This window comes from Pseudalgibacter alginicilyticus, assembly GCF_001310225.1.
Classification (GTDB): domain Bacteria; phylum Bacteroidota; class Bacteroidia; order Flavobacteriales; family Flavobacteriaceae; genus Pseudalgibacter; species Pseudalgibacter alginicilyticus.
Window position 1 is genome coordinate 1,522,726 of record NZ_CP012898.1, and the last position, 11,979, is coordinate 1,534,704.

The following is an 11,979-nucleotide window of genomic DNA, read 5'->3' on the forward strand; positions in this document are numbered from 1 at the left end:
AATACCTACTTAAAGTTACTAAACTAAATATGTATAAACTATTTTTCAAAAGACTCATTGATTTATTATTAGCAGTTTTTGGTTTTGTTATACTGCTACCCATAACTTTGATTATTTACATAACCCTATTTTTTATCAACAAAGGTAAACCTATATTTTTTCAATCAAGACCAGGAAAAAATGAAAAAATATTTAATATTATGAAGTTCAAAACCATGACAGATGGGACTGATAATACTGGAAAACTATTATCAGATGAAGATCGATTAACCAAATTTGGAAGTTTTCTCAGAAAATCATCTTTAGATGAAATCCCACAACTAGTAAATATTATAAAAGGAGACATGAGTTTAATTGGCCCGAGACCTTTAAGAGTAAGATACTTACCATTCTATACCAAAGAAGAACAAATAAGGCACACTGTAAAACCTGGCATAACAGGCTTAGCACAAATATCTGGTAGAAATTTTTTACCATGGGACGATCGTTTAAAAAAAGACATTGAATATGTAAAAAACATATCCTTTCAACTAGATGCATCTATCTTTATTAAAACCATTTTCAAAGTAGTTTCTTCAAAAGATGTAGCAATAGACTCAGAATCAGGAATGCTCGATTTTGACGAATTAAGAAAAAAATAACATTCCTAAATAATTTTCTTAGATTTAACCGATTTACAAGTATATTACTTGTTACTTTTAAATTAAATATTCTATGAAACCATTAAATAAGCTTAGAAATATTACTTTTTGGATTATTGATTACTTAAAAGGAGGATACGTAAGAAAAGACTTTTTAGAAATTAACCAAATATTTAATCTAAACTCTTTTTCCTCCTTACAACAGCAGCAAAAACCTATCTTGAATAACTTGTTAAAAACGACTGTAAATAACTCTGCCTATTATGCCAGCTATAAAAATTTCAAAAAACTAGCAGACTTCCCCGTTGTTAATAAATTAATTATTAAAAATCATTTTAATGAAATTACATTTAATAATAAAAAAGAAGAATTTATATCTGTAACCACAAGTGGATCTACGGGATCTCCTTTTAAAATTTATCAAACTAAAAGAAAAAAAACAAGAAATACCGCAGACACCCTATTTTTTGCAAAATTATCAGGCTATACTCTTGGCCAAAAATTATTATATTTAAGGTTATGGTCTGCTTATCATAAAAAAAATAAAATTATCTCTTGGCTTCAAAATACAGAACAATTAGATGTTAGTGATTTAAATGACGATACTTATTTAAAAAACTTAATGGATAAATTACAGACAGATAAATCTACAAAAGGATGGTTAGGCTATGCGTCTGGTTTTGAAACTATTTGTAAATATCTAGATCGTATTAATTCTAAACCACTAAACTGCAATGTTACATCTATAATTGCTATTGCAGAAAGACTTAACCCAGAAGTAAAATCTAAAATGCAATATTATTTTAATGTTCCAACAGTGTCTAGATATTCTAATGTTGAAAACGGAATTATAGCACAACAAATGCTCGATGACGATTGTTTTACAATAAATTGGGGAAGTTATATTGTAGAAATTTTAGATCTAGAGAAAGATAAACCTGCCAAAAATGGAGAGATTGGTCGTATTGTAGTCACAGATTTATACAATTTAGCAACTCCAATGATTAGGTATGATACTGGTGACATAGGAGCTTTTAATCTTAATACTACAGATACCATTCCTAAATTAAAAAGCATTCAAGGTAGAAAAATGGATGCTTTATTTACAACAAATGGGAATTTGCTTAATCCTTTTATTTTGCACACCTATGTTTATGCATTTCCTGAGATAAAGGAAATACAATTTATACAGCATGAAGAAAAAAAATATCAAATAAAAATTAATACTAGTATTAATTTTGAAAGTGAAAAACTACTAATTGAAAAATTTAAGAAAGACATAGGTGATGGTGCTTTAATAGACATAAATTATGTAGATGAAATTCCTTGTTTAAAATCTGGGAAAAGAAAAATCTCGGTTAATCTTTATAAAAATTAAATGGAGCAAAAAAATATATTATTCACTTGTGCCGGTAGAAGAAATTATCTTATTAATTATTTTAAGGAAGCATTAAAAGGAAATGGTTTTATCATAGCCACAGACATGCAAGCTAATGCTGCTGCTTTAATTGATGCAGATATATCTATAACTGTACCCAATATATATTCAAATTTATATATTTCTACTTTAAAAAATATCTGTATTGAGTACAAAGTAGATGCTGTCATTTCTTTAAATGACTTAGAATTACCTATTTTGTCTAAGCATAAAAATGAGTTAGAGAAAAACGGAACTAAAGTTATAATATCAGATGAATTGGCTATCGATATTTCTTTTGACAAATGGAAAACATATGAATTTTTAACTTCGATTAATTTATTAACACCAAAAACATATCTTGACTTAAACATCGTACTCAAAGATTTGGAATCAAATGAATTAAACTTTCCTTTGGTTTTAAAGCCTAGATGGGGAAGCTCCTCGATAGGAGTTGACATTGTACAAAACATTGAAGAACTTGAACTTGCCTATAAATTACTAAAAATCAAACTTTCTAGATCAACATTAAATCAAGAAAATATAAATAAAGCAATTATAATTCAACAAAAAATTGGTGGAACTGAATTTGGAATGGATGTTTTAAATAATTTTAACGGAAATTATTATGGCACTTTTGTAAGAGAGAAATTATCAATGAGATTTGGTGAAACAGACAAAGCTAAATCTGTAATAAATGCTGAAATTAGTAAAGTTGGAGAGGTAATCTCTAAAAATTTGCATCATTTTGGAAATTTAGATTGCGACGTTTTTATTGAAGAAAATAATATATATGTTTTAGAATTAAATCCAAGATTTGGTGGCGGTTACCCATTCTCTCATGAGGCTGGAATAAACATTGCAGCAATTTATATTGAATGGATTAAGGGAGGAAATAATATTGATAAATATAATAATTATAAAGATAATATATCATTTTCAAAATGTGATAGATTAATAAAAATTCCTTCTTAAACCATTTTTAAAAGTTCTAATTAATTTTTATTGTAAATCGTTTAAAAGCTAAATACATTTTAATTTTTTATCGTTACTACAATTTAATGACACTTAACTTTTTTATACATGTTTTTTTGTAAATATACACTTAATTAAAAACTATAAAAATGAACTTTTAACATATTAGATTGAATTGAAAAAAGTTCTCATTTATCAAAAAAAAACAATAACACTTTGCTTTATTAAAGCTAATTTAACTCAAGCAGCAAAATTAGTATTATTATAAATCAAAATTTAGGGAGATTTAGGCCTTTTTTCCTTGTATTATTGTAACTTAATTCTCTTTAATCTTTAACACATGAAAGTAGGTTTATTTATTCCCTGTTATATAAATCAATTATATCCACAAGTTGGAAAAGCCACTTTAGAGCTTCTGGAAAAACTCAATGTAGAGGTTGTTTATCCATCTGGGCAAACCTGTTGTGGACAACCTATGGCCAATTCTGGTTACGAATCAGAATCTATGGGCACTTGCAATAATTTTGTTGAAAATTTTAAAGGTTTTGACTATATCGTCACCCCTTCTGGAAGTTGTGCTTATCATGTAAAAAAACATTACAATATCATTCCTCAAACGGAAGACGTTGTAAATGTAAGGAACAATGTTTATGAATTATGCGACTTTATTTTAAACGTTCTAAAAATAAAAAATCTTGACGCCTCCTTTCCTTACAAAGTAGGTATTCATAAAAGCTGCCATGGGTTAAGAGGATTAAGATTAGGTTCGTGCTCCGAAGTAGTTGGACACCCATATTCCTATATAGAAGAACTACTTCAAGAAGTAAAAGGCGTTGAAATCATGACATTGCAAAGAAGTGATGAATGTTGTGGTTTTGGTGGTACATTTGCTGTCACTGAGGAAGCGGTATCTGTAAAAATGGGTAAAGATAAAATTCAAGACCATTTAAATAGTGGTGTAGAAGTTATTACTGCTACAGACACATCCTGCTTAATGCATTTAGAAGGCTTAGTTACTCGTAACAAACAGCCTTTAAAAATACTTCATATCGCTGAAATTTTAAATAGCCACCTATAAACCGAAACGTTTTAACCTTCTGTTAGATTTAAAAATTAAAAAATGAGTCATCCAAAATTAGCCAGCATTTTCAACAAAGACGAGAAAAGAGTCGATTGGCACGACAAAGCACTTTGGTTTGTTAGACACAAAAGAGACATGTCTGCACATAGTGTAAAAGGTTGGGAAGAACTTCGAAATTTAGGACATGGCATAAAAGCTCATATGTTATCTAATTTAGATAATTATTTGATTCAATTTGAAGAGAATGCTTTAAAAAACGGCGTGCAAGTACATTGGGCTGCTAATGGGAAAGAACATAATCAAATTGTTCATAAAATATTAAAAGAACATAATGCTAAAAAAATTGTAAAAAGCAAATCTATGCTAACCGAAGAGTGTCATTTAAATCCGTATTTGGAGGCTGACGGCATGGAAGTTATTGACACTGACTTAGGGGAACGTATTGTTCAATTAGCAAAAGAGCCTCCAAGTCATATTGTTTTACCTGCAATACATAAAGACAGACATCAAGTTGATGAATTATTCCAAGAACATTTAGGAACAAAACCATGTGATGGAGACCCTCAATATTTAACTGGTGAAGCTAGAAAACATTTACGCGAAAAGTTTATTCAAGCAGATGCAGCCATTACTGGTGTAAATTTTGCCATAGCAGACACTGGAGGCTTTGTAGTTTGCACTAATGAAGGCAATGCAGATATGGGTGCTCATTTAGCACCTGTACATATTGCATGTATGGGTGTTGAAAAAATCATTCCTAAACAAGAGCACTTAGGGGTATTTTTACGTCTTTTAGCTAGAAGTGCTACAGGCCAGCCCATTACAACATACTCATCACATTTTAAAAAACCTCAACCTGGATCTAAAATGCATATTGTAATTGTTGATAATGGTCGCTCAGAGCAATTAAGTAGACCTGATTTTAGAGCATCGTTACACTGTATCAGATGTGGCGCTTGTATGAACACATGCCCAATTTACAGAAGAAGTGGGGGCCATAGTTATGACGCAACTATTCCGGGGCCTATTGGTTCTATTTTATCTCCTGGAAAAGATTTAACTAAATACAGTTCTTTACCTTTTGCCTCTACCTTATGTGGATCATGTTCTGATGTATGTCCAGTAAAAATTGACATCCACTCTCAGCTTTATAAATGGCGACAAATTATAACTAAAAACACCCCTCAACCTTTTGTAAAAAAACAATCCATGAAGTTTATGGGTAAATTGTTTGCTAAACCTTCACAATATGAAACCGTTGGAAAAATAGCTCGTTGGTCATTACGAAATTTACCTAAATCAGTTATAAATTCTAAACCAAACACCTGGGGAAAAGCTAGAGATTTACCTATAGGCCCGAAACAAAGTTTTGATGACTGGTATAAAGAAAGAGAAAACAATAAAAAAAGTAACGACCAATAAAATTTCTAAATATGGGAAGTAGAGAAAGTATTTTAGCAAAATTAAAAGCCAATAAACCCGAGGCTATTGATTTACCCAAAATAGACCTTAACGTTTTTAATGAAGATTTAGATTTAATAAAAGAATTTACCAAAAAAGTAGAAATTGTTGGCGGCAGTGTTATTGAAATAAGTAATGATGAGGAGGTTTTAACTCACCTTAAAAAAACATTTCCTAATACAAAAATCAATTTTTCTAATTTAGATAACACACAATCTTTTAATACCATTGACTTATCAACAATAAAAAATCCTCGTAACTTAGAGGATTTAGATGTTTTGGTTTTAGAAAGCAAAATAGGAGTAGCAGAAAATGGTGCTGTCTGGTTGGATGACAACGACATTCCTATTAGGGTTTTACCTTTTATTACAAAACATTTGGCTATTGTAATTTCAAAAAACAATTTAGTCCCTTATATGCATGAAGCTTACAAAAGTCTCAGCAATCATAATTCAAGTTATGGTGTCTTTCTCTCTGGGCCTTCAAAAACAGCTGACATTGAACAGTCTTTGGTTATTGGTGCACATGGCGCATTGAGTTTAACTGTATTTTTAAAATAGTCATTTTTTTATACAAAAGCACAAAGGGATGTGAGTTATTCTTAAACCTAACAAAATAAAAGCCTTTAAAAATTAATTTTTGAAGGCTTTTATTTAGCTTATTAAAATAGAAAAAAACTAATAATCATCACCATCATTAGTGGTTTTAAAAAAAGTAACGCATTTTAAAGCATTATCTGTATTTATATAGTCTACACCCATTTTAGAAAATAATTGCCAAGACATTTTGGTGTCTGGAATACCCCAAAACCTAAATTCTTTTTTAAATTGATGAGCTTCTGCTACAATGGCTTTAAGCTTATAATAGTCAATTTGAGATATTTCTTGTTTACCATCCCACTTAAGATATTTTTTAAAATTTAAGCTTATTAATCCTATTCTTTGTTTTTGATTTTGAGTTAAATTGGCATCCAAACTCTGGTAATCAAAATAAATAAAATCTGGATAATTTATATAATCTGAAACATTTGGTCTATTTCCAGAAATTACAAATTTGATTTTTTTATTTTTTATTAAAGTAGGGTATTCTTCTAATACTTGTATAACAGCCTTTAAAGTATTATAGGCTTCAGATTTTATATCTATAAGCAAAATTAGGTTTTGCATTTCCCCCAATCCTAAATCATATGCTTTTTGTAAAGGTTCTAAATATAAATTTTCAAAAAGTCTATTTTCTATGATATCTTTTTCATCGTGCGTAGCATAAAGTTTATTGTTTTTTAAAAACAAATCTACTTCAATTGAACTAGCCCCAGCAGAATACGCATCCCAGAAAGGCACCGTTTTTAAATAATCATTATGAGAGTGCACTTTCTGTTTTTCAGAATCTTGACAATAACCAAAATTTATTATTGTTAATAGAATAAATAAAATACCTCTTGTTTTCATTTAAATAAAATATTTTTAATTACAACCGTCCAAAATTATAAGTTCATTTTTTTTCTTTTGCTCTTGTATATACGCTTGATATAAGCCATTATTATAAGGGCTGTCAGATAGAGCAAACATAACATTTGCACAATGTATGTTATCATATTGACTGTCACCTGACGCACTTTCCATATGAAATATTCTACTTATATAACTATTATCTTTACTTTCTATATAAGTTCCTACATCATTTCCATAATTAGATGGGTATCTCCAATCTGAGGTCACTAATTTATTATTTATCCTATATCTTTTTAGTTGAACAAAGTTATCTTGAAGCCTTCCGTCAGTTGTATTAAAAGGAAAATAATCATTGGTATAGTCGCTTTTTGTAATATTATTATTAGGTTCAATATACAAAACCACTTTTCCTAACAACCCTCCTTCTTTGGAGCCATTCTCATCCATAAAGTATAATGTTTTTCCATTTACTATTTTAGTTTGATCAATAATAGATTCATTTTGAGACCCATCCGAATCATGATATCGAAGTTTATCTCCAAAATTTTCTTGCATTAATTTTATAATATTTTCCCATTTAGCACCTACCATCCATTGCTCATAATTTTTCAGCTCTGTCATAATAAAAAGTGGCTCATGATTTGGGTTGGAATTACTCCAATTAGAAATATAAGTAACCCAATCTGATAACAATAGCGAAGACGGGTTATCTACTGTTAAATCCACTTCATCTCCTGGCTCATCATGCCCTAAGGTGAGCACTCCAATATCAATGCTTGACAATTGTACATGAGATTCCTTTTTCAATAGCAAATAATACCCATTTGTAAATGGAAATACATTTGCTTGAGCACCTGGTAATAAATCTATTTCATTTATATATTCATTAACTATATTTGGTTTTCCCTGATCTATAACTAATTGCGAACCTACAGAACTTCCACCTGCTGCATAAGCGTTAATAAATAATTTCCCGTTTGAATTAATAGCTGTTACAGTACCGCTAAGTAAGCTAGAATTACTTGTAAAACTGCTTGCTTTAGACCACAAGTCAGCTGAGGTATCTATTGTTTCTACAGTAAAACTTGTAACATAATCTACGTTATGCTTAAAAATATGAAGACTATTATCTTGCTGAAAAGGCGTGAAATTTTCTTTTAAAGAAACAGAATTTATGGTATAAACTACTGCATTTAAAGTAGCACTATTGTCCGTTAAAGAAATGGATTGTATTTCATATGCAGATTGGTCTAAATTATGTTTCGCTAAATATACATTGTTATTATATATAAACGGATCCAATCGAGTAGCCCCATCAATAGATTCTGAATGAATTGAAGATAAATTATTAGCATCAAAATTATAAATTGTCAATTTTTCACTATCCAAATGATAATCAAAAACATATATATTATCTTGATAATTCAAAACAGAAAACTCCCGATTCCCATTTGATATTATTGTATCATAAATTAGTTCTGACGCACCTGCTGTAACATTATAAACCTTCAATACACCCGTTGTTTCAGAATAGGTTAGCAAGCTTTTTAGCTCTGGAGCATCTATAACTAAAAACTCATCAACATCCTCTTGCCATGTTGTATTTATTATATTTTTAGTTAAATAAGTAAACAAATCAAATTCCAAAAACCTAAATCCGTTTTCCAGTTGTGTTTTTATCCCTTCTCGATTCATTCCATTTAAGTTTCCTGAATACGAATTGTGCGTTCCTGAAAATGCAAACTGACGATATATAGCTTTTGCTGAATCAGATGAAACATTATTAGGAGTCTCTTCAATAATTATTGTGTCTGGCGAAATTATTTGTGCTTGACTTTCAGAAGAGCATCCATAGACACTAAAGAAAAACACTAACAAACTTAATTTTAAAATAGCTTTCATTCTTATTTATTATAAATTAATAAAAAAGGAACCCTTTCAGGTTCCTTCTTAATTTTTTTCTAATTAGTTTGATCTGTTACAAAACTCATTATTATCATTACTATTTACTAAAAAAGGTGGTTTATTTTGTTCTTCCCATTGCGTAGCACCTTGATCAAAGTTTAAATTACATTTCACATTACTTACATCCCAACTTGAAAGGTCTTGATTAAAAGCAACATTAAATTGAAATAAGTTTTGCATATTAACAACATTACTTACATTCCATCCTGAAATATCTTGATTAAAAGCACAGTTTTCTCCTCCAAACATGGTTTCTAAGTTATCCATATTACTTAAATCCCAATTTGTTATGGACGGATTATTAAACCCACTGTCTTTAAACATATCCCACATGCTTACAACTTGACTCATATCCCAAGCACTTAAATCGCCGTTGTAATCTGACTCTCTAAACATTTCACGCATAGTAACCACTTTACCTAACTTATCACCCCAGCCAGAAAGATCTTGACTAAAATTATCATTCCCTCTAAAGGTGGACTGAAAGCTCGTTACATTTGAAACATCCCAATCTCCAATTGGTTGATTAAAAGGACAATCTCTAAACATATTTTTTAAGGTTGTAGCACTGCTGACATCCCAATTAGAAATATCTTGATTGAACGCAGAGTTTGTAAAAATTGTTTCAAAAGTAATTACGTTACTTACATCCCAATTATTTAAAGGTTGATTGTAATTAGACGCCTTATAAAACAAATCTTGCATATTTACAATACCACTTACATCCCAATGATTAATGTTACTATTAAAAGAGGTACATTCTCTAAACATAGCCCTAAAAGTGGTTGTTTCACTCAAATCAGGAGCATTATCTGCCGTGATTTGAAGATTAGAACAGCCTCTAAAATAAGCTTCATCGTTACCCAATTTAACCTCTCCCCAATCTGTGATATCTAAAATATTTTCAGCACTGGTTTTATTAGAATAAAAATTTATTCCCTCTAACTGCCCCCAAATTGTTACTGTATAATCTCCAGCCTCTGAGTACGTATGGCTAGCAGATTCAAGATCATAGCCTGCTACGATACTGCTTTCTCCATCTCCCCAAAACACTTTAAAATTATAGGTTCCATTTTCTATTAAAGGAAGTGTTATAGATTCATTGGCATTCACTCGCCAAACAGTTACAAACTCTTTATCTGATTCAAAAGGCTGCAGTACATTTAAATTTACCTGAAACTCTTCTTCTAAACCAAAACCATAGATACTGAAGGATGACTCCCCAGTTTCAATAGCGTCTTCAGAGCCCAAACTTGAACTGATGCCTTCTTGTAAATAAACACTTAAGATTATTTCCTTACCTGTTGCCTCACTTGGTAAAGTTGCCGATACAGTTCTTGAAAAGTTAATCACTGATGCTTTAATATCTTCTTCCAAAAACGTGTTTTTAGCTGACTCAATAATTAAGGAATCAATAAAAATATCGTTTTTATTTATTTCAAAATTTGTATTATCTACATTGCAAGAATACAGACAAATAACTCCTAAAAACAGAGCACTTAATATCCTATAAAAGTTTTTCATTTTTTTATTTTTTAAATAGTAATCAATACGTTCTCACAAACTCATATTATTAATATAAAGTGGTGACATATTAGTACTAAAATTAATATTTTGGGTTTTGAATCATTTCTGTAATATCAATTTCCGTTTGAGGAATAGGAGCCAACAATCTGTAACTTTCAACTGTTATATCCCTGCCTTCACTAGCGAAAAAAGCATTCATTGTTTCAATGGCTTTATTAGTTCGTAGTAAATCAAACCACCTATGTCCCTCACCTACTAATTCAAACTTTCGCTCTAAAGCTATTGCATCTCGCATGGCAGACTTAGTTGATGCATCTGTATCGTTTAAACCAGCTCTATTTCTTACCTTGTTTAAATATACTGCAGCTAAAGGTGTGTCATCATTTTCATTAAGGCATTCTGCATAAAGAAGTAAAACATCTGCATATCTTACTACATAATGATTATCGCCACCGTCACCATTATCCGTACTTGGAGATGGTGTCCACTTATTTATATAATAAGCCCCTCCTGTATCGTTGATAAAATTTTTCCTAAGATCATTTATTTCGTAAGCATCATACATAGCAGATTCCATAGCCATAGAACCTAATCCCCCATTATTATCTGGCAGTGTAAAATTATAATAGAAACTATTACCTTCACTTTTACCATCTAAATCAGACGCAAACTGAATACTAAATACATCCTCAATATTGCCTTCATGCTCTACACCATAAAGTTCACCGATAGCTACCAAATCAAACCTATATGAAGAAATAATTTTTTCTAATTGAATCTCAGCATCTACAAAGTTTTGATTTTTCATATAAAACTTAGCAAGAATGGCTCTGGCCGCATATTGATTTGCTCTTCCAGCACTATTAGTTGTAGGCAATAATTCTATAGACTCTAAAAGATCCTTCTCTATTTGTATATTTATGTTTTCCATAGGTGTTCTTGTATCTTCAAATGCGTACGACGGATCATCATAAGGTTCTAACACAAGAGGCACTTCACCATAAATAGTAGTAAGGTTATTATAGAGAAAACCTCTAATGAATTTCATTTCGCCTATTCTTCTACTTTTAATGGTTTCACTTTCATAATCAATATCATTAATAACATCAAGAACTGTATTGGCATAAAAAATAGATTCATAAGAATTCTCCCAAATACTGGTTGTAAAACCTGTTGTGCTTGTCCATGTAAAATCTTCTAAAGACCTTGACCCCCCATTAGAATTAGGTGCTTGAACATACGTGTTATCAGATGGTAACTCACCTAACAAAATCATGTAGGTATTATACAAACTTTGCAACTCACTATAAGCAGCTGTTACTGTTGTTTCAACATTCTCTTCGGTAGTATAATAGTTATTTGCCAAAATACTTGTCTCTGGCAATTGATCTAATTCATTTGCGCATCCAGCACAAAAAATTATTAATGAACAGTATATAAATAATCGCATTTTTTGCATGA

At 30.4% G+C, this 11,979-nt stretch carries 10 protein-coding genes; 6 read left to right on the top strand and 4 right to left on the bottom strand.

Annotated features, from left to right (window positions below; genetic code table 11):
* Positions 1-29 precede the first annotated feature (29 nt).
* The 6 genes from APS56_RS06195 to APS56_RS06220 all read left to right on the top strand — a co-directional run bounded on the left by APS56_RS06195 (position 30) and on the right by APS56_RS06220 (position 6,135).
* Positions 30-641 (top strand): sugar transferase, encoded by a 612-nt coding sequence (locus APS56_RS06195; RefSeq protein ID WP_054726085.1) that lies wholly within the window; start codon positions 30-32, stop codon positions 639-641.
* Between the two features lie 73 nt (positions 642-714).
* The gene (locus APS56_RS06200) at positions 715-2,019 is read left to right on the top strand and encodes a phenylacetate--CoA ligase family protein (RefSeq protein WP_054726087.1); all 1,305 of its coding nucleotides are present in this window, start codon (positions 715-717) and stop codon (positions 2,017-2,019) included.
* The gene (locus APS56_RS06205) at positions 2,020-3,033 is read left to right on the top strand and encodes an ATP-grasp domain-containing protein (protein WP_054726090.1); all 1,014 of its coding nucleotides are present in this window, start codon (positions 2,020-2,022) and stop codon (positions 3,031-3,033) included.
* Positions 3,034-3,373: 340 nt separating this feature from the next.
* A complete protein-coding gene (locus APS56_RS06210; RefSeq protein ID WP_054726093.1) occupies positions 3,374-4,111 on the top strand; it encodes a (Fe-S)-binding protein in 738 nt (245 codons plus the stop codon).
* Positions 4,112-4,153: 42 nt separating this feature from the next.
* The gene (locus APS56_RS06215; protein ID WP_054726096.1) at positions 4,154-5,536 is read left to right on the top strand and encodes a lactate utilization protein B; all 1,383 of its coding nucleotides are present in this window, start codon (positions 4,154-4,156) and stop codon (positions 5,534-5,536) included.
* An 11-nt stretch (positions 5,537-5,547) separates the two neighbouring features.
* Positions 5,548-6,135 carry a LutC/YkgG family protein gene (locus APS56_RS06220; protein WP_054726098.1) on the top strand — a complete coding sequence of 196 codons (588 nt, stop codon included), beginning with the start codon at positions 5,548-5,550 and terminating at the stop codon, positions 6,133-6,135.
* A gap of 117 nt (positions 6,136-6,252) precedes the next feature.
* On the opposite strand, the gene APS56_RS06225 is transcribed toward APS56_RS06220, so the two are convergent.
* The 4 genes from APS56_RS06225 to APS56_RS06240 form a co-directional block, all read right to left on the bottom strand.
* Positions 6,253-7,023 carry a PI-PLC domain-containing protein gene (locus APS56_RS06225; RefSeq protein WP_054726101.1) on the bottom strand — a complete coding sequence of 257 codons (771 nt, stop codon included), beginning with the start codon at positions 7,021-7,023 and terminating at the stop codon, positions 6,253-6,255.
* Positions 7,024-7,038: 15 nt separating this feature from the next.
* Entirely contained in the window at positions 7,039-8,928 is a 1,890-nt protein-coding gene (locus APS56_RS06230) for a PI-PLC domain-containing protein (protein ID WP_054726103.1), read from the bottom strand.
* A gap of 63 nt (positions 8,929-8,991) precedes the next feature.
* Positions 8,992-10,515: a BspA family leucine-rich repeat surface protein gene (locus tag APS56_RS06235; protein WP_054726107.1), complete on the bottom strand. Its 1,524-nt coding sequence runs from the start codon at positions 10,513-10,515 to the stop codon at positions 8,992-8,994.
* Positions 10,516-10,597: 82 nt separating this feature from the next.
* Complete coding sequence (locus tag APS56_RS06240; protein ID WP_054726110.1) at positions 10,598-11,977, bottom strand: RagB/SusD family nutrient uptake outer membrane protein; 1,380 nt, start codon at positions 11,975-11,977, stop codon at positions 10,598-10,600.
* Positions 11,978-11,979 lie beyond the last annotated feature (2 nt).

What these genes read in the sequence shown, in the direction of transcription:
- APS56_RS06195 (WP_054726085.1), top strand. Translation starts at nt 30, where the DNA reads ATGTATAAACTATTTTTCAAAAGACTCATTGATTTATTATTAGCAGTT.
- APS56_RS06200 (WP_054726087.1), top strand. Translation starts at nt 715, where the DNA reads ATGAAACCATTAAATAAGCTTAGAAATATTACTTTTTGGATTATTGAT.
- APS56_RS06205 (WP_054726090.1), top strand. Translation starts at nt 2,020, where the DNA reads ATGGAGCAAAAAAATATATTATTCACTTGTGCCGGTAGAAGAAATTAT.
- APS56_RS06210 (WP_054726093.1), top strand. Translation starts at nt 3,374, where the DNA reads ATGAAAGTAGGTTTATTTATTCCCTGTTATATAAATCAATTATATCCA.
- APS56_RS06215 (WP_054726096.1), top strand. Translation starts at nt 4,154, where the DNA reads ATGAGTCATCCAAAATTAGCCAGCATTTTCAACAAAGACGAGAAAAGA.
- APS56_RS06220 (WP_054726098.1), top strand. Translation starts at nt 5,548, where the DNA reads ATGGGAAGTAGAGAAAGTATTTTAGCAAAATTAAAAGCCAATAAACCC.
- APS56_RS06225 (WP_054726101.1), bottom strand. Translation starts at nt 7,023, where the DNA reads ATGAAAACAAGAGGTATTTTATTTATTCTATTAACAATAATAAATTTT.
- APS56_RS06230 (WP_054726103.1), bottom strand. Translation starts at nt 8,928, where the DNA reads ATGAAAGCTATTTTAAAATTAAGTTTGTTAGTGTTTTTCTTTAGTGTC.
- APS56_RS06235 (WP_054726107.1), bottom strand. Translation starts at nt 10,515, where the DNA reads ATGAAAAACTTTTATAGGATATTAAGTGCTCTGTTTTTAGGAGTTATT.
- APS56_RS06240 (WP_054726110.1), bottom strand. Translation starts at nt 11,977, where the DNA reads ATGCAAAAAATGCGATTATTTATATACTGTTCATTAATAATTTTTTGT.